Source organism: Cohnella zeiphila (assembly GCF_014212055.1).
GTDB lineage: Bacteria > Bacillota > Bacilli > Paenibacillales > Paenibacillaceae > Cohnella > Cohnella zeiphila.
Genome location: NZ_JACJVO010000052.1, coordinates 54,684 through 76,319, shown reverse-complemented (window position 1 = coordinate 76,319; position 21,636 = coordinate 54,684). Strand labels below are relative to the sequence as shown.

General features: G+C 56.8%; 23 protein-coding genes and 1 rRNA gene. 8 read left to right on the top strand and 16 right to left on the bottom strand.

Annotated features, from left to right (window positions below; all coding sequences use genetic code 11):
* A 16S ribosomal RNA gene (locus H7C18_RS32810) occupies positions 1-168 on the bottom strand; the annotation flags it as partial.
* A gap of 630 nt (positions 169-798) precedes the next feature.
* Here H7C18_RS32810 and fabV point away from each other — a divergent pair.
* Positions 799-1,989 (top strand): enoyl-ACP reductase FabV, encoded by a 1,191-nt coding sequence (fabV, locus tag H7C18_RS32805; protein WP_185133355.1) that lies wholly within the window; start codon positions 799-801, stop codon positions 1,987-1,989.
* Between the two features lie 44 nt (positions 1,990-2,033).
* Here fabV and H7C18_RS32800 read toward each other — a convergent pair whose 3' ends face one another.
* Positions 2,034-3,173 carry a hypothetical protein gene (locus tag H7C18_RS32800; RefSeq protein ID WP_185133354.1) on the bottom strand — a complete coding sequence of 380 codons (1,140 nt, stop codon included), beginning with the start codon at positions 3,171-3,173 and terminating at the stop codon, positions 2,034-2,036.
* Between the two features lie 236 nt (positions 3,174-3,409).
* Positions 3,410-4,261, bottom strand: coding sequence for an ATP-dependent DNA ligase (locus tag H7C18_RS32795; protein WP_185133353.1), 852 nt, complete (start codon positions 4,259-4,261; stop codon positions 3,410-3,412).
* A gap of 136 nt (positions 4,262-4,397) precedes the next feature.
* Here H7C18_RS32795 and H7C18_RS32790 point away from each other — a divergent pair, with 136 nt between their 5' ends.
* The gene (locus tag H7C18_RS32790; protein WP_185133352.1) at positions 4,398-4,613 is read left to right on the top strand and encodes an alpha/beta-type small acid-soluble spore protein; all 216 of its coding nucleotides are present in this window, start codon (positions 4,398-4,400) and stop codon (positions 4,611-4,613) included.
* A 97-nt stretch (positions 4,614-4,710) separates the two neighbouring features.
* On the opposite strand, the gene H7C18_RS32785 is transcribed toward H7C18_RS32790, so the two are convergent.
* Positions 4,711-5,448: a ThuA domain-containing protein gene (locus H7C18_RS32785; protein WP_185133351.1), complete on the bottom strand. Its 738-nt coding sequence runs from the start codon at positions 5,446-5,448 to the stop codon at positions 4,711-4,713.
* Between the two features lie 178 nt (positions 5,449-5,626).
* Between H7C18_RS32785 and H7C18_RS32780 the strand changes: the two genes are divergently transcribed.
* Positions 5,627-6,574 carry a helix-turn-helix domain-containing protein gene (locus H7C18_RS32780; RefSeq protein ID WP_185133350.1) on the top strand — a complete coding sequence of 316 codons (948 nt, stop codon included), beginning with the start codon at positions 5,627-5,629 and terminating at the stop codon, positions 6,572-6,574.
* Between the two features lie 74 nt (positions 6,575-6,648).
* Here the strand turns inward: H7C18_RS32780 and H7C18_RS32775 are convergent, their stop codons facing one another.
* From H7C18_RS32775 to H7C18_RS32750, 6 genes are all read right to left on the bottom strand, one after another.
* Positions 6,649-7,785 (bottom strand): sulfate ABC transporter substrate-binding protein, encoded by a 1,137-nt coding sequence (locus tag H7C18_RS32775; RefSeq protein ID WP_185133349.1) that lies wholly within the window; start codon positions 7,783-7,785, stop codon positions 6,649-6,651.
* A 28-nt stretch (positions 7,786-7,813) separates the two neighbouring features.
* Positions 7,814-8,899, bottom strand: coding sequence for a sulfate/molybdate ABC transporter ATP-binding protein (locus tag H7C18_RS32770; RefSeq protein WP_185133348.1), 1,086 nt, complete (start codon positions 8,897-8,899; stop codon positions 7,814-7,816).
* Positions 8,889-9,698 (bottom strand): sulfate ABC transporter permease subunit, encoded by an 810-nt coding sequence (locus H7C18_RS32765; protein ID WP_185133347.1) that lies wholly within the window; start codon positions 9,696-9,698, stop codon positions 8,889-8,891. Before H7C18_RS32765 ends, H7C18_RS32770 begins: the two co-directional genes overlap by 11 nt.
* Positions 9,695-10,501, bottom strand: a complete 807-nt coding sequence (cysT, locus tag H7C18_RS32760; protein ID WP_337914034.1) for a sulfate ABC transporter permease subunit CysT — start codon at positions 10,499-10,501, stop codon at positions 9,695-9,697. Before cysT ends, H7C18_RS32765 begins: the two co-directional genes overlap by 4 nt.
* A 74-nt stretch (positions 10,502-10,575) precedes the next feature.
* Positions 10,576-11,046, bottom strand: coding sequence for a hypothetical protein (locus H7C18_RS32755; RefSeq protein WP_185133345.1), 471 nt, complete (start codon positions 11,044-11,046; stop codon positions 10,576-10,578).
* Positions 11,047-11,152: 106 nt separating this feature from the next.
* Complete coding sequence (locus H7C18_RS32750) at positions 11,153-12,121, bottom strand: helix-turn-helix transcriptional regulator (RefSeq protein ID WP_185133344.1); 969 nt, start codon at positions 12,119-12,121, stop codon at positions 11,153-11,155.
* A gap of 133 nt (positions 12,122-12,254) precedes the next feature.
* Here H7C18_RS32750 and H7C18_RS32745 point away from each other — a divergent pair, with 133 nt between their 5' ends.
* Together H7C18_RS32745 and H7C18_RS32740 are read left to right on the top strand one after the other, a co-directional pair.
* Positions 12,255-13,799: an MFS transporter gene (locus tag H7C18_RS32745; protein ID WP_185133343.1), complete on the top strand. Its 1,545-nt coding sequence runs from the start codon at positions 12,255-12,257 to the stop codon at positions 13,797-13,799.
* Between the two features lie 103 nt (positions 13,800-13,902).
* The gene (locus tag H7C18_RS32740) at positions 13,903-14,277 is read left to right on the top strand and encodes a VOC family protein (RefSeq protein WP_185133342.1); all 375 of its coding nucleotides are present in this window, start codon (positions 13,903-13,905) and stop codon (positions 14,275-14,277) included.
* A gap of 43 nt (positions 14,278-14,320) precedes the next feature.
* Here H7C18_RS32740 and H7C18_RS32735 read toward each other — a convergent pair whose 3' ends face one another.
* Both H7C18_RS32735 and H7C18_RS32730 read right to left on the bottom strand, forming a co-directional pair.
* Complete coding sequence (locus tag H7C18_RS32735; protein ID WP_185133341.1) at positions 14,321-14,662, bottom strand: Uma2 family endonuclease; 342 nt, start codon at positions 14,660-14,662, stop codon at positions 14,321-14,323.
* 99 nt (positions 14,663-14,761) lie between these two features.
* Positions 14,762-15,721 (bottom strand): helix-turn-helix transcriptional regulator, encoded by a 960-nt coding sequence (locus tag H7C18_RS32730; protein WP_185133340.1) that lies wholly within the window; start codon positions 15,719-15,721, stop codon positions 14,762-14,764.
* Between the two features lie 108 nt (positions 15,722-15,829).
* On the opposite strand from H7C18_RS32730, the gene H7C18_RS32725 reads away from it, so the two are divergent.
* A complete protein-coding gene (locus tag H7C18_RS32725; RefSeq protein ID WP_185133339.1) occupies positions 15,830-16,318 on the top strand; it encodes a DinB family protein in 489 nt (162 codons plus the stop codon).
* A gap of 2 nt (positions 16,319-16,320) precedes the next feature.
* On the opposite strand, the gene H7C18_RS32720 is transcribed toward H7C18_RS32725, so the two are convergent.
* From H7C18_RS32720 to H7C18_RS32710, 3 genes are read right to left on the bottom strand one after another with little or no spacing between them, the layout of a single operon-like run.
* Positions 16,321-17,244, bottom strand: a complete 924-nt coding sequence (locus tag H7C18_RS32720) for a polyprenyl synthetase family protein (RefSeq protein ID WP_185133338.1) — start codon at positions 17,242-17,244, stop codon at positions 16,321-16,323.
* Positions 17,241-17,897 carry a response regulator transcription factor gene (locus tag H7C18_RS32715; protein ID WP_185133337.1) on the bottom strand — a complete coding sequence of 219 codons (657 nt, stop codon included), beginning with the start codon at positions 17,895-17,897 and terminating at the stop codon, positions 17,241-17,243. Before H7C18_RS32715 ends, H7C18_RS32720 begins: the two co-directional genes overlap by 4 nt.
* The gene (locus H7C18_RS32710; protein WP_185133336.1) at positions 17,894-19,108 is read right to left on the bottom strand and encodes a sensor histidine kinase; all 1,215 of its coding nucleotides are present in this window, start codon (positions 19,106-19,108) and stop codon (positions 17,894-17,896) included. The genes H7C18_RS32715 and H7C18_RS32710 overlap by 4 nt, the downstream gene beginning before the upstream one ends.
* A gap of 1,167 nt (positions 19,109-20,275) precedes the next feature.
* Between H7C18_RS32710 and H7C18_RS32705 the strand changes: the two genes are divergently transcribed.
* Both H7C18_RS32705 and sda read left to right on the top strand, forming a co-directional pair.
* Positions 20,276-20,491, top strand: coding sequence for a hypothetical protein (locus tag H7C18_RS32705; protein WP_185133335.1), 216 nt, complete (start codon positions 20,276-20,278; stop codon positions 20,489-20,491).
* A gap of 216 nt (positions 20,492-20,707) precedes the next feature.
* Positions 20,708-21,058, top strand: coding sequence for a sporulation histidine kinase inhibitor Sda (sda, locus tag H7C18_RS35430; protein ID WP_238358119.1), 351 nt, complete (start codon positions 20,708-20,710; stop codon positions 21,056-21,058).
* Between the two features lie 211 nt (positions 21,059-21,269).
* Here the strand turns inward: sda and H7C18_RS32695 are convergent, their stop codons facing one another.
* Positions 21,270-21,608 carry a DUF1801 domain-containing protein gene (locus H7C18_RS32695; protein WP_185133334.1) on the bottom strand — a complete coding sequence of 113 codons (339 nt, stop codon included), beginning with the start codon at positions 21,606-21,608 and terminating at the stop codon, positions 21,270-21,272.
* Positions 21,609-21,636 lie beyond the last annotated feature (28 nt).

Genomic DNA, 21,636 nt, shown 5'->3' with positions numbered 1-21,636 from the left:
GTCTTAGCATTCGTTTCCGAATGTTATCCCGGTCTAAAGGGCAGGTTGCCTACGTGTTACTCACCCGTCCGCCGCTAACCTTCTCCCGAAGGTGAAGATCCGCTCGACTTGCATGTATTAGGCACGCCGCCAGCGTTCGTCCTGAGCCAGGATCAAACTCTCCATAAAGGTGAAACCTTATCAGAGAGCCATATGGCTCAATTCACTGCTGGTTTGTCTCCCGAAAGCCGAAGCTCTCGATCGACGATTCCAATTACGCTCGATGTTCAGTTTTCAAGGAACAAGGTCTATCTTCGCGATCGGTCTCGCAAACGAGCCGACAGCAATTAATCATATCAGCTTCTGCAAAGCGTGTCAACCGCTTTTGTCGAAGCCGGTCAAAACTTCGTGAATCGCGCACCCTTTTCGAAGGGGCGAGAATTAATGTACCACAAGGCGCCTGCCCATTGCAACAGGTATTAAATCCCATTTCGCGCAAGCAACTTTGCGGTCCGAAAGTCCGCCTTCGCCGCCTTCTCTTATCTATTACCCGACTCTCCTCCCCGCTAAGCAAAATGATTCGGAAGATAGAAAATAAAGAACGAGGACCGTGCCGCCTCATGCGCGCGCATGACCGGCAATCCAACGTACGGTGACGGCGTTCCCGATGCCATTCGTGCGCTCCGGGCGCATCGGCAGCCGGAAAGCCTCACGGCGGAGCTTCTCAATTCCGATTCTTCAGTTCCCTATTGGGACAAATTTCTGTAAAATCAAGATTAGGCAAGGAATGAACTTTCCAATGAAAGGACTAATCCGACGATGATCATTCAACCGAAAACACGCGGATTCATCTGTACGACCGCGCATCCGGAAGGCTGCGCCCGCCAGGTTCGGCGCCAGGTGGAATACGTCAAATCGCAACCGAAAGTAAGCGGTCCCCGCAACGTGCTCGTGATCGGCGCGTCCACCGGCTACGGTCTGGCATCGCGCATCGTCTCTTCGTTCGCGGCCGGCGCGAACACGATCGGCGTCTACTTCGACAAGGCGGCCGAAGGATCGCGGACCGCTTCCGCGGGCTGGTACAACTCCGCCGCGTTCGAGCGGGCCGCCGAGGAAGCCGGCGTCAAGTCGTTCAGCGTAGTTGGAGACGCTTTCTCCGACGAGATCAAGGAGAAGACGATCGAGCTGATCCGGCGCGAATTCGGCAAAGTGGACCTGGTGGTGTACAGCGTCGCCTCTCCGCGGCGCACGCATCCGAAGACCGGAGAAACGTTCGCCTCCGTCATCAAGCCGATCGGGCCCGCCTACACGAATAAAACGGTGAATTTCCACAACGGTGAAGTGTCCTCCGTGACGGTCGAGCCGGCTACCGAAGACGAAATTCGCCAAACCGTCGCCGTCATGGGCGGGGAAGATTGGCAGATGTGGATCGACGCGCTGCAGCAGGCGGAAGTGCTCGCCGAAGGAGCGACGACGGTCGCTTACGATTACATCGGACCGGAAATTACTCATGCCGTCTATCGCGAAGGAACGATCGGCCGCGCCAAGGACGATCTGGAAGCGACCGCTCTTCGACTGAGAGAGCAGCTCTCCGCAACCGGCGGCCGCGCCTACGTGTCCGTCAACAAGGCGCTCGTCACCCAGTCGAGCTCCGCCATTCCGGTCGTGCCGCTGTATATCTCCGCTCTCTATAAAGTCATGAAGGAGAAAGGCATCCACGAAGGCTGCATCGAGCAGATGTACCGTCTGTTCTCCGAGCGGTTGTTCGTTCAAGGCGAAACTTCGGTGGACGACAAAGGCCGCATCCGCATCGACGACCGCGAGATGCGCGCCGACGTGCAGGCGGAAGTGGCGAAAATCTGGGAGGAGCTGTCGACGGAAAATATCGACGAGCTGTCCGACATCGCCGGTTACCGGCGCGAGTTTTTCCAGCTGTTCGGCTTTGAGACGGACGGCGTCGATTACGAGGCGGACGTCGATCCGAACGTAGATATTCCGCACTTGCGTTAAATGCCAAGCGGGGCTGTTCCTTAATGGGACAGTCCCGCTTTATATTATCCGTCGGAAGACCGTATTTCCTCCTGCTTGATCAGCTTCATCTCCCGCTTCCGAAGATCCGGGCGGAACGTATAGCGAACCGGCTCATCCATTCCCGCCGCGGGCCCCGTCTCGACAACCAGGTTGCCGTCCGTCACCTTAGGCTTCGAAGTCCCCGGCGCATGGGTCGCGCTCCACGTCGCGCTGCTCGTGCCGTCGTCCAGCCGGAACATAAACGGGAACGCCTGCCCGCCTTGAACCCCGTACAGGCGAAATTCTATTCCGTGGCAGCCGGTGTACTCCGGCGCGAACAGAAACGCGGCGAACGTGCCGAAATCGAGCGATTCGAGCGTCACCGGATTCAGATTCGGTTGAACCAACGTCAGGCTGGGAAAGGATTCGGCCGTTCGCACCGTGCCGTCAGGGGAAGCATACTGCATTTCGTAGCGGCCGGTCAGCCGATCATCGTCTTCGCCGCCCTGGCAGCTGGCCGCTCCAAGCTTGCGGTACCGTTCCTCTCCAATCGGCATCAGCTGCAGCCGGCCGCCGTCTTTCGTTCGGCCGATCGCGCGGGGCTTGGCAGATGAGATGACCGCCGTGACATCGGCTCCGTAAAGGCCGCCCAGCCACTCGGCCATATCCGCCGACTTCATATAGGCCGGTTCGCCTTCGGCACCTACCGTTACGCTCACCCAGCCTTCCGATTCGTGGCAGTCGACCGTCGCGCCATTGTCCTTATAGCTGCAAAGCTGATTTACGGTAATCGGTTCGGCGTCGGTACGGTTCAGGACCGCCCACGTTTGCGAACGCGCTTCGTCTAAGACGGAAAGGTCCGGGGCGGCCGGCTCGGCGTCCCGCAGCCACTGCGTCAGCCTGGCAATGACAGCCTTGTCGCCATCATGGGACGGGACAAGCGGTTCCAACCGTTCGTCGCCGAGCGGAACGTGCGAGACTTCGACGCTTGCGATCTGCTCCGGCTGCAAGCTCCGCAGCGGATTCGGATCTTGCCCAGGCTCGGAAGCGGCCGGCATCGCGGACACCCGAAAGACGGCCGACAAGGTGCCGGCCGGAGACGGCGAGCCGTTCGGGGAATCGTTCGCGCCGCAGCCGACCAGCAGCAGGATGATAGGGGCAAGCACCGCCAACAGCGGCTTCATGGGGAGTTTCCTCGCTTTCGGGAACCGGAACCTTTTGTCAAATGAGACGATCCCGGCCGCCTTCCGGTTGCATGACAAAAAGGCCGGTTCGAAAATTTCGATCGGCCGGCCAGATTTCATGAACTTTTAACGTTCGGCTCAGATTCCGTTAAGGAGCAGGGGGTATTCTTAAGCCATGCCCCCCTTCTGATATAGATTTCCTAGTCGGTCCGCAGCGATGCGGACCTCCTTTTTTTTTAAACGGCGAAATCGACGAATTCCGCCTCCCGCGGCGCCTCGGCTCCGGTTCGGCTCCGATATCGGATCCGCGCCGTCAGCATCGGCTTTACGTACACGAATTCGCGGTCCTCTCCCGTATAAATCGCCCGAGCCACGCCCTGAAAAGCGCGCCGGTACGGCTGCGGGACTTCGCGCTCTACGATCCCTTCCGCGCCGTCGGCATACCGGACGAGCCAGCCGAAGCCGATCTTGCGGTAGCCCGCGATCGTCACGTTCTCGTAGCGATAGCGATCGATCCGCTGCCAGCCCTCGTCCCGTCCGGCCGCATATACGCTGCTCTTACGCTTCGCCACCAGGCCCACCGCGGGTTGCTCCCGCAGCGCTTCGTACAAGAAATTGCCGAACCGCTCGACGGCGGGCATCCGGCCGATGGTACCGTTCTCTTCCAGAACGCGGCGAAGCAATCTGCGGCGGAAGGACAGCGGACGATTCCGCAAATCTTCCCCGCGGTACCGCAGCAGGTCGAACACCAAATAACGGGCCGGGCAGACCGTCGCGGCTTCCCGGATGTCCATCGGCTTGCGGAGCAGATAGCGCTCCCGGAGCCGCTCGCTTCGGCTCTCTCCCGATGCCGGGTCGAACGCCGTCGCGACGCCGTCCAGAACCGTGTCCGCGCCGTCGGCGACAGGAACCCGCCAAAATTCCGGATACTGCGCCGTTATGTCGAAGCCGTGACGCGTATACAGCCGGACTTTCCCGTTATCCATCCATAATTGCAGCCGGACGCCTTCCACAAGAGGTTCGAACCAGTAACGGTCGTCGTCGAAGGACCGCTCGCGCGGCACCGGAATCATAGGGGGATAGAACATAAAATCAAACACCGTCCGTTCGTCGCTCTTGTACCGATTGTAGCATTGTCGGCCGGGAAACGGGTCCGGTAAATGTTTGCATAGAAGGAAGAAACAACTTGCATAATAAGTGGTAAATCGTGGAGGTGAGATAACGATGGCTGACAGCCGCAACCAACTTGTGGTTCAGAACGCGCGCGCCGCGCTGGACCAAATGAAGTTCGAGATCGCCCAGGAGCTTGGCATCACGATGTCTCAAGACGGGTACTACGGCAATATGCTTACCCGCGACGCGGGCCGGATCGGAGGCAACATCACCCGCCGTCTCGTCCAAATGGCCGAGCAGCAACTGTCCTCTGGGCGCCAATTCTAAACGGAATCCATCAAGGATCCGGACACACGCAAGCCGCCGGCCGGAACGATAACGTTCCGGCCGGCGGCTTGGCCCTTTTCGGCGGAAGGCAAACGAATTACGATTTGCCCTTGATCGGCTCGATGGACGGCACCGCATGACCGTAGCGCGGATAGTCCCGCTTGACGGGCGCGGCCCACTCGATCGCGTTGGAGATCACTTTGCGAATCTGCGGGTTATAATAAGTCGGGAACGTCTCGTGACCGGGACGGAAATAGAAGATCTTGCCCATTCCGCGCGAATAGCAGCAGCCGCTGCGGAACACTTCGCCGCCTTCGAACCAGCTGACCATCACGAGCTCGTCCGGCTCGGGAATATCGAAGTGCTCGCCGTACATCTCTTCCGCCGGCAGCTCGATGTATTCGCCGATCCCGTCCACGATAGGATGGCCGGGCTTGACGACCCAGATCCGCTCCTTCTCGTTCGCTTCGCGCCATTTCAGGTCGCAGGACGTGCCCATCAGTTTTTTGAAAATTTTCGAGAAATGGCCCGAGTGCAGCACGATGAGCCCCATGCCGCGCAGCACGCGGTTATGCACGCGCTCCACGATCTCGTCCTGCACTTCCCCGTGCGCCATGTGGCCCCACCAGACCAGCACGTCGGTACGGTTCAGAACTTCCTCGGTCAATCCGTGCTCCGGATCGTCAAGCACCGCATACGAAACGTCAAAACGGTCGGTTCCGAGCCCGGCCCCGATCGCCTTGTGAATCCCTTCGGGATAGACCGAAGCGACTTCGTCGTGCTGCTTCTCGTGCCGGTATTCGTTCCAGATGGTCACCTTGATATTGCCGCTCATGAACGTTCCTCGCTTTCGTCTGTTTATTCCATTCTTATTGTATCCGCCGGCCCGGAATCCTCCTATTCCGCGATCGCTCCTTTTTTTCCGTTATTCTGTCCACCGCCCCTCCAAAATCCTGTTTTCAAAGCGGCGACTATACGTTATGCTGTTGGTAACTACACTCGGGAGTGCGATCATGCTGGCCCAAATCCGCCATGAACAAGTCGTTTACCAGAACCCGTTCCTGTCGCTGCGCATCTGGGAGATCGACGGCCGAAGCCATGACCGGGCGCCGGAAGCCCTCCTTCTCGAGACCGAGAACGACCGCAGGCGCAAACATTACGAGAAATGGCATTATCATAAAGAAGTGGAGTTCCTTCTCATCTTCAGCGGGGAGATGACCGTGTTCTGCCCGGACGAGACGTTCGTTCTAAGGGCGGGAGACGTCGCCGTGCTCGGATCGCGGGAGCCCCATACGACCGTATATACCGGCGCGGAATTAAGGTATTGCGTCCTCCAGGTCGACTTGGAGCAGTACTGGGACCAAAGCACGCTCAGCAGCATGAAGCATTTCGCCGAGGTTCTCCGTCCGCTCAGCGCGTTGAACTACGTATACCAGAGCGATGCGGCGGTCCGCGAAGAGACGGCGAAGGCCATCCGCGAGATTTACCGGGAGATGAACGAACGGCAGATCGGGTACGAGCTGGCCATTTCTTCCCGCATTAAGGCGATGCTGCTGCTGCTCCTGCGCCACGACCGCCAGCGCCACCTTCACTACGACGATAACGACCTGCTCGGCCGGATGCAGCCGGCGCTCGACTACATCGAGGAAAACCTTGGCGGCAAAGTGTCCGTCGCGGAGCTTAGTAAGCGGCTCAATTTCAGTTACACTTACTTTATCAAGCAGTTCAAGCGGATCATCGGCATGTCGTTCACCGACTTCGTCACCTACAAGCGGATTCAGAAGGCCGAGCAGCTCTTGCTGACCAAAGACCTGAGCATCGCGGAGGTGGCCGAAGCCGTCGGCATGAACAACATCGGCCATTTCTACCGGATGTTCCACCGCTATAACGATTGTACCCCCAAGCAGTTCAAGGAACGGCTGAAGCAGCAGATCGATTCGGATGCTCTGGCATCCTCGTAGGCGCGGCAAAAAAAAGCATCCCCGGAGGACGAGTCGCTTGCGCTCGTCTCCGGGGATGCTTGCGTATGCGATCCTTACTTGCCGCCGGCCAAAACCGATTCCCACATGCCGCCGGTTCCGTAGAGGTCCTTGTTCACTTGGTCCCATCCGCCGAGATAGGACGTATCGAACAGGCCGGACGGAGTCTGGTATTGATCCGCGTACTTCTTGGCCACTTCCTCGTCCACCGGACGGAAGCCGTGCTTGGCGAGCACGTCCTGGGCTTCCGGACTCCACAGGAAGTCGAGGAACGCTTCCGCGACTTCGCGGTTGCCGTGCTTGTCGACGTACTTGTCGACCAGTGCGACCGGGTTCTCGATCAGCGTCGTGTACTGGGGAATGACTTCCTCGTACTTCTGCCCCTTCTGAATGCGGGCGAGCAGCTCGTTCTCGTACGTGATGATCGCGTCGCCGATGCCTTTGTCGAACGTCGTCAAGGAATCCGCGCCGCTCTTGTCCAGCACCTTGACGTTCTTGTAAATTTGGGCGACCAGCTCCTTCGCCTTCTCCGGATCCTTCTGCCCGGCCGCTTCGGAGATTTTGAGGCCCGCTCCGTACACGCCGTTGATGTCCCACTTCGCGCCGCCCGACGTGCTCGGGTTCGGGATCAGCACCTCGACACCCGATTTCGTGAGATCGGTCCAGTCTTTGATCTGCTTCGGATTGCCTTCGCGCACGCCGATCGCCGCGATCGAGTTGGTGATCATGCCGCCATGGGGTTTGCTTTTCCAGTCATTCGTGATCAGCCCCTTGTCGACGATCTTCTGGATGTCGCCTTCAAGCGACAATGGAGCGATATCGGCCTCCAGGCCCTGGATGATGGCGGTCGCTTGCGAGCCCGAAGCCTGGTACGACTGATCGAATTCGACCGTCTGGCCGGTCTTGTCTTTCCATTCTTTCTGGAAGATCGGAATGAGTTCGCCGAAAGAGTCTTTCAGGATCGAATAGCCGCCGATCGTCAGCTTGACCGTGCCGCCGCCGGCCGCGGGCGAAGAGCTGCCCGAGGAAGACGGGGATGCGGATCCCGATGCCGCCGGGGACGAGCTTCCCGAAGAAGCGGAGGCGGAGCTGCCGCCGTTGTTATTGCCGTTCGAACTGCCGCAGCCCGCCAGAGCCACGCTTGCCGTCAATACCGTAACTGCCAGAATGCCGAATGTCTTTCTTTTTGTCATCTGAACCCTCTCCTCATATTCGCGGAAATTATATAAAAACGGGCAAAGGGTCTTCCTTGGCCCTGTTTTCCAGCATTCGGGACTGTCCCGGAGCGAACAGCGCGACCTGATGGATCAGGATGTTCACTTCTTCCCCGGGTTGGAACAGCCTGTCTTTGGTCGATTGATAGGCAAACAGCTGGGCGGCGCCCGTGTCGATCTCCAGGTACCAGGAATCGCCGCGGAAATGAATGCGCGTCACGCGTCCCCGCTCGCCCGCCGTCGCCAGATAAGTCGTGTCCGCCGGGCGGACTTCGATCGCTTCGGGACGAATAAGCGCGCTCACCCCCGGCAGCCATTCCCCGCCGTCCCGGTGCTCGGCCAGTTCCGGGAAGCCGTGCAGCGCCAGCGGTTTGGTCAGCACGTTGGACTCCCCGATGAAGGAAGCGACGAACGGACTGGCCGGATTCGTGTAAATATCCCGCGGCGTCCCCTGCTGCTCGATCTTGCCCTGCTGCACGATGATGATCTCGTCCGCCACCTCGATCGCTTCGTCCTGGTCGTGCGTCACGAAGATCGTAGTGATTTTGAACTCGTCGATCAGGTTGCGCAGCCACAGCCGCAGTTCCTTGCGGATCTTGGCGTCGATCGCGGCGAACGGCTCGTCGAGCAGCAGCAATTGCGGTTCCGGAGCGAGCGCCCGGGCGAACGCGACCCGCTGCCGCTGGCCGCCGGACAGCTGGTGCGGATATTTGCGCTCGTGGCCGGCGAGTCCCATCAATTCGACCAAATACGAGACTCTCTCCCGGATGAACGCCTTCGGTTTCTTTTTGACTTTGAGTCCGTAGGCGATGTTGTCAAAAACGCTCATATGCTTGAACAGCGCATAGTTCTGGAATACGAATCCGATGCCCCGCTCCTGCACGCTGAGCGGAGTCGCGAGCTTGCCGTCGAACAGGATATCCCCCGAATCCGGGTTCTCCAGGCCCGACAGCATGCGGAGAATCGACGTTTTGCCGCCTCCGCTCGGACCGAGCAGGCCGACCAGATGTCCCTTGGCGATGCTGAAGCTGACATCTTGAATGGCGTGGAACGAGCCGAACGACTTGTTCAGATTTCTCGCTTCAATGTGCATGCATCTGCGCCTCCTTGCGCTTTTTCATCCATTCCAGGTAGAGTAGGATCGCGATCGAGACTGCGCCGAGAACGAGCGCGACGCTATTGGCCGACACCAAATCGAAATTTTCCGCATCTTCGTACACCAGCGTGGTCGCCGTCTGGGTCTTGCCCATGATATTCCCCGAGACGACGAGGATCGACCCGAATTCCCCGAGCGACCGGGCGACCGTCAGCACCAGCCCGTACACGACTCCCCAGCGGATGGAAGGCCAGGTAATCTGGAAAAAAGTCCGCCAGGGTCCCGCGCCGAGCGTCTTCGAAGCTTCCTCCGACTGCTCGCCGATCTCCTGAAGCAGCGGCACGACTTCCCTTACCATCAGGGGAAACGTGATGAACAGCGTCGCGATGACCATTCCCGGAAGGGCGTACACGATCTTGGTGCCGTGCCCTTCGAAGAACGCTCCCATCAAGCTGTCCGGTCCGAACAGCAGGATGACCATCAGGCCCGCGATAACGGGAGAGACCGCGAACGGCAGGTCGATCAGCGCGTTGACGACCGGCTTTACCCAGCGCCCGATCCAGGAGCCGCGCACCATTTCGAGCGACAGGTAAACCCCGACGACCGCGTTAAGCGCGGTAACCGTCACGATAATGATCAGGGACAAATACATGGCGTGCAGAGCCTCCGGCCGCACGAGCGCTTTCCAGAAAGCCCCCGGCCCTTGCTCGAACGCGCCGACGGCGATGCCGGCGAACGGAAGCATGATGAGCAGGAAAATGATGAGGAAGGCGATGCCGATCAGCAATTTCTTCATGCCAGCCGCCCCTTTCTGCGCGTAAGGGCATTGATCGTCCAGAGCACGGCGAGCGACAGCGTCAGCAGCACCGCGGACAGCGCAGCCGCGCCCTCCGGCCGGAAATTTTGCGTCTCGCCGTAGATGAACACGGAGACGACCATCGTCTTGCCCGGCAAGTTGCCGGAGATGAGCGAGATCGCCCCGAACTCCGCGAGCGCCCGGGAGAACGCCAGCATGCTTCCCGCCAGAATGCCGGGCACGATCGCCGGAAAAACCACATGCCGAAACGTAAACCCGCGACCCGCCCCCAGCGTGTAGCTCGCTTGCTCTTCCGAAGCGTCCAGCTGTTCCAGCAGCGGCTGTACCGTCCGCACGACGAACGGGAACGTAACGAACGTCAGTCCGATGACGATGGCGGCCTGATTGTAGAGCAGCTCGATTCCGATCCGGTGCAGCCAATCGCCGATCGGGCTTTGCGGTCCGAGCAGCGTGAGGAACATCAGGCCGGCAACCGAGGTCGGCAGCGCGAACGGCAGATCGACCAGGCTGCTGAGCAGCGTTCGGCCGCGGAACGAGTAGCGGACCAGCACGTAAGCGATGATCGTGCCGATAACGGCTTGGATCAACGTCGATACGACGCTCAGCTTGATCGTGAGCAAAATCGATTTCCAGGCGACCGAGCCGGAGATTTCTTCCCAGAACGGCTGCCAGCCGAGCGAGAATCCCTTGACATAGACGGTCGCGATCGGCAGGGCTACAAGCAGAAGCAGGTACGCGATCAGCAAGGACCGGGAGGCTGCTTTGAAAGCTTGAGACGCCACATTTTCCACCCCATGTCTATAATTCGCACCCGATTACTCGGGATTAATAATAACGAAATAGTATCAGCCCCATCTTATAAAGTCAATAAGTTTCCCTTATACTTTAGAAATTTTATCCCTTTTATCGGAAATATAGCGATAAAGAAGCCGGCGAACGAGCCGCGGGCAGCAAAAAAATACGACTGCATAATGAACGAACACTTTTCATCTCCATCACTCAACCACCCCTCCGAAAACGGTGCGATATTGTACCGCAAACGCATCGCCTCGCCATCAAAGTCTGGCAAATGGGCTCTTGATACGATGATTTGCATCGTTAGCGCACGGAGCCAGGCTTCGGAATGAGCTGCTAACGATGTTTCGCATCGCAAGCACGCAGACTCGCCGCCGAAGTCTGCCAGATGGGCTCTTGATGCGATGATTTGCATCGTTAGCGCACTTTGCCGGGCTTCGGAATGTGCTGCTAACGATGTTACGCATCGCAAGCGGCGCACAGGCTCGCCGCCGATGTCTGCCAGGCGGGCTCTTGATTCGATGATTTGCATCGTGAGCGCACCGGTTGGCAGATAAACCCTGTGAATTGGCTCGCATGTCCCACAAGCTTTGTTTGTTAATTGTGCTGTCGTAGAAAAAAAGGCGGCATCGTCCCGGCTAGAAATTTTGCTCTCCGTATTGCTCCCGCAGCAGGGCGGCTCTCTCCGCAAGCCTGACGCGAAGCTCTTGCGGCGCGAGCGCTTCGACATGCGCAGCCCATCCTGCCGCGAAGGTCAGCGCGATCTCTTCGCTCGGGAAAAGCACCCGAACCGAAGATCGCCCCTCCTCCGTCTCCCGAATCGACGTCTCGTCCACCGACGCCTCGGACATGGCGGAAAGCGCCGCAAGCGCGACGGTATCGGCGCGCATCCGAACCTCGTAAGGCGCCGCCTTCCTTTCGTAGTCCGTGGTCCAGACGCCCCAATAGGCTTCCAGGTTGAAGTCGGCGGGGCGCTCGAATTTGCGGTCCGTCAGCTCGAATTCGCGAATCCGCGCCACCCGCAAGCTGACGAGCCCCTGCTCCGTCCGGACGACGAGGAACCACATTCCCGATTTGAGCACCAAGCCGAACGGATCCGCCGCCCAACGGTAATCGGTTCCGGTCCGGTCGCGGTAGAGCAGGTTAACCTGAAGCTCTTCCCATACCGAACGCTGCAGCTGCCGCATGAATTTCGTATCGTCCGGCCTAGGCCGCCAGCTTCTCGTATCCAGATACACCCGGTTCTGAATCCATTCCGCGTCATGTCTGAGCTGCCCGGGCAAGGAATGAAAGATCTTCAGCAGCGCCGACTGAAGCGACTGGCCGATGCCGAGCTGCCGGAACGGCCGTTCGTCCAGCTGCAGGAACAACGCGTGGATCTCATCCTTATGAAGCCCGTCCACGTTCGTCCGGTAGCCCGGGGAAAGAGAGAAGCCTCCCCCCAATCCGGAGTCCGCCACGATCGGAACGCCCGCGGAGCCGAGCGCATCGATGTCCCGGTAGATCGTGCGTTCCGATACTTCGAGCAGTGCGGCCAGTTCTTTTGCCGTCATTTTTCCCTTGCTTTGCAAGTGCATCACAATCGCGATCAACCGGTCCGCCCGCATGACGCCCGCCTCTCTTCCCCGTCCGTTTCCCCTTGAATTCCTATTATTACCGACTGACACTAGATGTCAACGACTCCATGTTATCGTGAAGAAAAGAAAGCTGTCCATCTGGAGAAAAGCGAGGTCGGACGTTATGTTGTCGAGAATAGCGGGTTGGCTGGGACCCAAAAGAGATCCCCGCCTGCTTCAAGCGATTACATTCCTGCGCAGCGCGGGACAAGGAATGGCGCTCGTGGACGTCAGCCTGTATCTGAAAGATCTCGGCTGGGGCGGCGGCGCCATCGGGGCCGTCCTCGCCGGAGCCGGGCTTACGCGAATGCTCGGCATGCTGTTCGCCCGGCAGGGCAACGCTTATCTCGGGTCCAAGCGGTTCCTGCTGCTGTTCGAGGCGCTGACCGCGATCGCCGCGCTGGCCGCAGCCGCGGCCTCCTACCCGGCCGTTCTCGCGGTCGCCCTGATCGCCGCCGGTCTCGGCAGCGGCCATTCCGGTTCGGGCGGCCCGGCCGCGCCGATCGAACGCAGATGGCTCGCCGCCTATTCCCGGAACGGCTCGAACCGTTTGTTCCATGTCAATGCCTTGCTCGGCTCGTTCGGCATGGGCGCCGGGGCGCTGCTCGGCTGCCTGCCTTCCTGGGGCCTCGGCTCCCTTCAGGGAGCGGACCGCTTCCGGCCGCTGTTCGCGTTGATCGCGTTCGTCTCCTTGCTCAGCGTGGCGCTGACGCTCTGCATCCAAGGCGGCAAACGCAAAGCTGCCGGCGATGCCGTATCGTCCGGATCCGGCACTGCGGGCCGCTCCGCTCGATCCGGCGCACCCGCTGCCGCGGCAGCAAACTCAGCCGAAATTGCCGGCGATGCTCCGGCCTCCGCATCGCCGCCTCAGGCTCGCGCCGGACGCGACGGTCCGAAGCTGCTGGCGTTGGTCGGCGTCAGCGCCGCCGCGCTGGCCGCTTCCGCCGTCCTGCGCCGGTCCGGCTTCAATCAGCTCTCGCTGTTCGTCCCGATCGCCGCGTTCGTCTGTATTCTGGCGGCGAACGCGGTTCGGCTGCTGATCCGCTCCCGTTCTTCCGCCCCTGACGAACGGGCGACGGAAGATCTCAAGCATCTGTCCAACGTGCTCAGCGGCGTTGTCGTAACGCTGACCGGCACCATGACCTCCTACTGGTTCTCCTCCCGGTTCGAGGCGTCCGCCGGGTCGATCGGGGTCGTCATGAGCCTCTCGTATATCGCGGCAGGCCTGCTGTCGCTTCGCGGCACGAGCAGCGCGCGCAAACCGGCATCGGTTCGCTCCGTTCTGCTCATGCAGTTCACCGCCATCGCGTTCCTGCTTGCGATGCCGTGGGCGGCGTCGTTCTGGCTGGCCGCCTGCCTGGAGATCGGCTGCACCGCGTTCAACCTGGGCACCCGCGGCAACCGCACCGCGATCATGATGGAGGAGCCGCGGCGCGGTCCGCGCAGCGGATTCGCGACGTTCTATTACTTGCTCATCCGGATCGGAGCCGTGCTGTGGCCGGGAGCCTTCGGCCGCTGGGTCGAAGCCGGCGAATACGTTGCGCCCTTCTACATCGCGGCAGGATTGCAGGCCGCCTCCGCGCTCCTGTATGCCCGCGTATTCCGCCGCTCTCCCTCTTCATCCGCCAGGAACCCGGAGGTCGAAGCGGCTCCGGCGGCCGGCGAATAAATCGGCGCGGTGCGATCTCAACTTTGGCCAAAAGCGAATATAATATTATGAAACAACGTTTCGTCGTGTGAGACAGCGCGCGACAATAAGGGGGACAAATGCGATGAGCTTCGCCTTTGCCGGAATCGATCACGTTCAATTGGCAGCGCCCGAGGGCTGCGAGGAGGGAGCCAGGAAGTTCTATGGCGGCATTCTGGGATGGAGCGAAATTCCGAAGCCCGACCAGCTGCAGAAGCGCGGCGGCGTCTGGTTTCAATGCGGGACCCATCAGGTGCATATCGGCGTCCAGAAGAACTTCGTCCCGGCGGCGAAGGCCCATCCGGCGTTCCAGGTCATTCAATTGGATCGGCTTCGGGAACGTTTGATTGCCGAGCAAGTCGAGGTCGTGGACGACGAGATCCGGTCAAGCGAAGGCATCCGCCGCTTCTACGCGAACGATCCGTTCGGCAACCGTCTGGAATTTCTCGAGATTTTTTAGCGAAGCTTTGGGTTTCGGTTCGAGAGGCTCCGTTGAAGATTGTTCATGAATCCCCACCGGCCGTACCCGCTTCGAAATTCGGAATTTCCTTAAAAATATCGTCCAGTACAAAAGAAACGCAAGGCAGCTTGTCCGATTGCACCGTATCTTCCTTCTCGAACTGATCGAACTGCTCATACCGCCCTTCCGCCGCCGGCCGATACTGCTCCAACGTGCGCGCATCGATATCGACGATCCAATATTCGGTCCTTATTCGCCACTTGCCATCCCTTCTTTCCCAAGAACAAATCCCCCAAAAGTGACGTGATGCTCTGAGGTTAATTCCGATACCTTTTGGGGGAGCCCCGGTTATCTTTTTAAAAAAAAAGCACCCCGGCAAAGCCACGCTTTCTGCGTTGTCGCTTTGCGAGGTGCTTCCCCGTCAGCTTATGAAGTCCGTTCCAAACTTGCCATATCGTCATTATCTCCAAGCCGTTCCGATCTGTCAATTGCTCTTACCCTCATAACGCTCCAAAAGTTCCCGCAGCATCCGCCGAATGAGATCGGTCAGCTCCGGAGGGCTGCCGACGGACGCGTCCGCTCCCAGTCCGATAAAGAACCGGGCAAAATAAGGAAGCTCGCTCCGTGGAATGTCCGCGTTCAGCCACCCCGAACCGTCTTCGCGAACGTGGATCGTCATGCGCCTGCCCAATTCGTCTTCGCATCTCGGGATCGCTTCCGGACCGAGCTCCGCAACGAGATGAACCCACTCTCTCTCCGCCGGATCGAGCGATTCCCAATTGTCCAGGTGGATTCCGTTTAAATCCACGGGCTTCATCGCCGCATCGGCCTCCCGCGCTCCCTTGATCCGGTCGCACCGGAACAGCCGAATCTCCCGCCGAAGGAAGCAATAGGCCGGACAGTACCACAGACCGTGGCTGGCATAAATGCCGACCGGCTGGATATCCCGGCAGGACTCGCCTTCGCGCGATGCGTAATCGATGCGCAGCACCCTCTGACGAACAGCCGCATCCAGCAGCTCCGACAAGAAAGGAAATTCGGCTTGCCTGGCCGGCGTCCGGAAGTCGACCCGGTTCTTCATCTCGTCGATCCGGTCGCGCACGTCTCCCGGCATATAATGATAGAACTTGCTGAGCGCCGACGCCGATTCCGAGCGAAAGGGCAGGTAGCGGTAATGCCGCAGCGCATGGCTCGCGAAAAACAAAGCGACCGCCTCCTCCTCCGTGAAGGCGATCGGAGGCAGCACCCGCTCCTTCAGCACTTGATAGCCGCCGTGCGGTCCCACTTCCGAATAGAGCGGCACGCCCAGCTCGCTCAGCTCCTGCAAATCGCGCAGAATCGTTCTCGGGGACACCCCGAACTCCCGTGCGAGCTCCTTGACCGTAAACTTTCGCATCCGGTTGACGGTCATCATCAGTTCCATCAGACGTTTCGATTTGGACATCCGCTTCGCTCCGAATATTTTTGTTCGATCATGACAACGATTGTCACTATTATCGGCTACAATAACCATCAAGTCCAATAAGTTCGCTCGATAAAAGGAGGCTGTCCCATGGAAGCCGTCAACGAAATGAAGAAGCTGCTGTTCGAGGAGCTGGAGCATGCGGCGAGAACATCGGCCAAGCTGATTGCGAGGATCGATTCGAAGGATTGGGATTATCGGCCGCGGGACAATATGAGGACGCTTCTGGAGCTGGCGCGGCACGTCGTCTCCATTCCGGGAGTCGACTCGCTGATCATGCAGGAGAAGCCGGAGCCGGACATCCGCCGGCGCGAAGCCGAGATCGCCGCTTCCGGTCCGGAGGCGGACAAGCTGAACGGCTGGCTCGATACCGGGCTGCAAGAGCTTCGCGCCTATATGGACGGGCTTTCCGACGAAGATTTTCTTCATAGAAGCACGAAGCCGTTCTACCTGCCGCACGGCTCGGTTCAAGCAAAGTGGCTGATCGAGACGACGACCCACCTGTTCCATCATCGCGCTCAGCTGTTTAACTACATGAAGGCGCTCGGCTACGAGATCAACATGTTCGATTTGTATTAGCCCTAGACCTGTTCGACGCCGGCTGCGGAACGGAAGACCGTCTCCTCGAACCGTTCCGCCCACGGGGATCGGGTCGGAATCGACCGGAACAGCTCTTTGGCCCGGTCCAGATAGAGAGTCTGGATGACCTCGCAATATTCCACGCAGCCGGAGTCTCGGACATAGTCCAGAACTTCGATTTTGTGGGCGAGGAACTCCTCCCGGGAGATTCTCCCCGCATAAAAATCGTCCAGAACCGGGCACTCCTCGGCGATATCCTCCAACAGGAACAGAACCGGGAGCGTCCGCTTTTTTTGCAGCAAATCGTTTTTCAGATCGTATCGAAGGATGTCCGCGGCGTCGTTCTCGATCTGGGCGGCGATGCCGGCGCACGCCGCCAGCTCGTCCAAGGCGCTCTTCGTCTCCGCAGACAGCCCCTCGACCAAGGAATACCCCATGAAGGAAGCCAACTGCATCAGCGATCCCGATTTCCGTTCGACCATGGAGAAATAATCTTCCTCGGTACGGACCGCGCAGACAAGATCCATCTGCTGTCCATGGATGGATCGGGCGAACAGTCCGCCAACCGCCGAAGCGATCGATGCGTTCCCTCCAAGCTCTCCCAGCGAAGCCGCGAACATGGCCAGAACGGCGTTCAGCGCGACGGCCGGATCGCACTTCATCCAGGGCTTGTCCGGGTTGTCGCGGTCCTGCAGGTCGTCGACGATGTCCAGCAGGAGAAGGAACCATTCGGTCCAGGCGGCGGAGCGCATGAGCTCGGGAGAATCCCCGCCCAGCATGCGGTGGACGCAGACGGTCAGCTCCGACCAGACCGACTTTTCCCCGGCCTTGTCCCGGACGAATTCCTTGATCAGCCGATTCAATTCCCCGTCCAGCGCGTATTTGTCGACGAGAAGATGAAGCTCTTGAATGACATCCGCGTTCAATGAGATTCCTCCCTGTTCATGTCCGCGTATTGTTTGCTTTTCAAAAATCGTTCGATCGCTTGAATGCGGGTCTGCACGCCCATCTTCTCGTAGATTCTCCGCAGGTAGTTGTCCACCGAACGCTTGCTGATAAACATCTGTTCCGCGATGCGCTCGTACGTTTCCCCCTTGACGATCATCGCCATCAGCTGGCATTCTTCGTCCGTAAGCGAGATCTCCGGTTCCGTCTGGTAAGAAGGAAGCTGGATTTGGTTGAAAATCGAATGAGGCAGCACGATATGGCCGTCCAGAATGCAAGCGACGATGTGCTTGACCGTGCTCTCGCTTACGTCTTTGGATACGATGCCGTTAATTTGATGCGTCAGCAGAAAGGGCAGCAGGTCCGATGCGTCCACGCCGGTAAAAATCACGATCCGCACGTTCCGGTCTCTCTCCCTGAGCTGCTCGGCAACCTGCGTGCCCGACTGATCCGGCAGCTGGTAGTCGAGAAAAACCAGATCCGGCCTGACCGATTCCGCCAATTCAAGCGCTTGCTTGGCGTTATGGGCAACCCCTACCGTTTCGATTCGATCGATCTGACTCAGCAGATGCATGGTCGCTTGCGCCATAAGCGGGTGGTCGTCAACGATAATGGCTTTCATGATCCGTTTCATGCTGTCATCCCTTCCTTGCGCGGCAGCGTCGCCGTGAATCTCATGCCCTTCCCTTTGGCCGTCACCAACTCGAAATATCCGTTCAGCGATAAAATTCTGCTCTTCATCTGCTCCATGCCCATTCTCGAACCTCCGATCTCTCTGGGCACCGTTCGATCCGCCTCGAATCCGACGCCGTCATCCTCATAAAATAGCACGATGTTCGAATGGACGATTTTCAATTGAAAGATGACTTTCGTCGCATTGGAATGCTTCTTGGCGTTGTTCAGCAGTTCCTGAACGACGCGGAACAAATGTCGCTTGGTCTCCATATCGCCGGCTTCGATGATCTCTCTGCCGAAGGCTCGAAAATCGATCGCGAACGGAACGACCATTCTCTCCAGATCGAGCAGCTTCTCGATCGTCCCGACCAGGCCGATCTCCTGAAGAAGATAGGGATGCAGTTCGAAGCAGCTTTGACGCAAATTCATATTGATAACGTCGATATATTCCAGAATGCCGTTGACCTCTTGCGACGAATCTTTAGCGCCGCGGGATTGCTCGAACAACATTCCGATTTTTCGCTTGAGGAAGAACAAATCCTGCATCGTCGTGTCGTGAAGGTCCGTCGCGATCCGGGACCTCTCCTTCTCTTGCAGTTCAAACATAATCTTGCGGAACCAGGCAAACTCCCCCGCGTCCTCGTTCGGAATTTGCGCGGCCAGCTGTTCCATCCGAACCGTCAGTTTACGAATCAGGAATAAGTTCTCCATGCTGACGGACAGGTAAGAGATAACGAGATTGAGCCACTGCATCTCTTCGGTGCCGAGCAGCGTGTTCGTCTTCTTCGCCGTCAGCACCAGATGGCTGCTATACTCCTCGTTGCGGTTGATCTCCAAGCAAGTCAGAGAGGGATGATCCGTGATTCCCTCACTGATCATGGCCTCCGCTTCCTCCGTATCGATCTCGCCGTCGCTGATCGTCTCGATAAAGTTATGATACCGGAACACGATCGCTCCTCCGGATACCTGAAGAATGTCGACGATATCGACGAGGATAATGTCTTTCAAATCCCGGATGCTATGAATGAGCCCCAGCTTTTTGGCCATGTTCTTGATCGATGCCTGCAAGAAATGCCGCCGCGGGAAAACGACTTTCTCCATTCGGTTCGTAAAGTATTCAAGCGAGTAGAGGGTGGCGGACAATAGAATCACGATAAAAAGAAAAGCCATAACCAGATGCTCCGTCTTGGCCTGGGCCGAAAAAAGAACGGAGATCATCCCGACGATGATGGCGCTAGGAAAGATCGCTACGACCGTAGTTAAGATAAACCTTCGAACGACCAGGTCAATGTCATAAATTTTTTTGGACGCTAAAAGATAAGTAAAAGATAAAGGAAAGAACAATATAAACCAGCTAGTATAAAGAGAATTTACCCATTCTTTTCCATATAATACGCTTGGGATAAAAGATAAACAAACAATAGGAACAATTGAAATTGTAAAAGAAACCCCGATTGTTTTAATCATGGTAGCAACATAGGGGTTTGTTTTTTTATTCTTATTGAAAGTGTACAAGATAATCCAGAAATCAAAGAAAACTCCAACCACAAAATATACCAACGTAATTGAAGAAAAATAATGGAGAAGATCTTGAACCGCTCTCCATTTAAGAAAGAAAGGCAGTTGAAGTAAAGTACATACGGAAATAAAAATGTAAGAAAATTTTAGAATATTATTTATCGAAAGATTTCCCTTCTCTTTCAATAATATGACAAGAAAGTGAAGAAAAGCTGTAGGAAGTAACATCACTCCTGCCATAATGATAAATTTGCCCAACGAATCGCCTCTAATTGAAGCACCCTGCCCCATGAATGCGACACCTATATTGAAAAATAAGTAAGCCAAGCTTAAAGCTGAACGGGACTGCTGCATCCATTTATATAAAACAAACGCCACGAACATACAAACAAACTCACTAACTAAGTACGATATATCTTGCGATGTCATGGATGCCAGCTTTGAAGCATCCACTTGAAAGCTAGCACCATCTCTAGAAGCCTGGATCTTTTCAAACTGGTCTACGGTCCCCCATTTAATAACAGAAGGAAGCTTTCCAACTTCCTCTCCATCCACATTAAGAATGATATCTCCGATCTGCAGACCAAGATTCGATGTCTGACTTCTCTTATCAACGTCTGTTATGATCCAATTGCCACGTATCTTCTCTACACTAAAATCGAAGTAGGGATAGTGAGACATAATAAATAAGAACCAAATTTGAACAGGGATAAAAAACAAGATAATTAGCCTTATAGTCCATTTTATCGACATTTTTCCCCTACTCTCTGTTATTTTGTGGTATTCTACAGGAGAAAACGACTATTTAAGAAGGGCGGTATGAATATGCAATTGACTCAGAATTCACTTGAATTACGCAAGGCAGTCAAAAGCCTCAAAGAAATGAATTTGGAAGATTCTAAGCTGCAGAGCACTAGTTTCATGGATTCTGTACCGCTGTCTATGCAAGAAAAATCTGCAGTCAAGAAGATATTTTCAGCCAAAGTGACTGGAAATCATGAAGACGGCAAAATCAAAATGGGCAATTGGTTATAAATTTTCTTCAAAAAGAGATTCGTATTAGGAGACTAATACGGGTCTCTTTTTTTTGGGCAATAACCGACAACGCATCCGATCTTGCATCAAGATGCATCAAACTTGCGCTGAAATTCGCTCAGGAAAACTTTAACATAAATGAAGACAAATTAGACAAACTCGGCGCTGACTTCATGACAACTAAATCTTGTAAAGAGGTGCGGAAAGTTGATTCTCATGAGTACGGACGACGAACATTATATGACCCTGGCTGCGCAAAGCGTTCTGTGGAGCAAACGCAATTCATTGTCGCTGGATCCCGACGACATTCTCGATCTGTCCAACCAGATCCGGCAGGAAGCCCGGCTTTTCAAGGAAGCCTCGGAAGCGATCCGGAAACGCCCGGAGCGTTCCTCTCATAAAAAGATGGACTATATCTTGGCCCAATTAAAGGACGAGCATCTGATCGAGAGCTATACCGAAGCCAAGCATCTAAAGCTCGATCCCGACTTCGTCGATCTTCTTCGCAACGAGATTCTGAGAAGAGGAATCAACAGTCTGGTTTATATTCGGGAAGAAGTCATCTAAGATCGAATTTCGCGTCGTGGCGACTACGGCTCGACACCCATTTTCTACATGCGCCTTTTTAGTATAACTCAACATGGATAAAGTAGGAAATAAGGTCTTTTCTTGTCGGGAAAATTTTAATCATTCTAGTTATTTCCAATTGCGATGAAAATGAAAGCCGCCGCCCTCAACCGATACGGTTCAGGAACAGCGGCTTTTCCGTTTCAGGAGCCTATAGAGAAGCGGAAGCCCGGCCAAGCAGATCCTCAAGAAGCTTCTCGTCGACCGGCTGGCCCTGGCGGAATTTGACCGTCTTGCGCTCGGGCGGGCCTTCGAATCCTTCGGGTATGTCGACTCCCGTTGCGTTAAAGATCGTAAAGCTAACCGCCTCTTTCGCCGTCGAGATCACCGCCGCATACTTGCCGTTTTTCAGAAAATGCGGTTTGCGGTACTGGATGCGTTCCTGCACGTCGGGAATGGCCCGATGGACAAGCTCGCGAAGCTGATTGCAGTAAGCGGCATGCCACGGTTCCTTCAACTCTTCCATAAACGTCGTTACTTCCGGATTCATTCGGGATTCGCTCCTTGTCTCTTAAAGA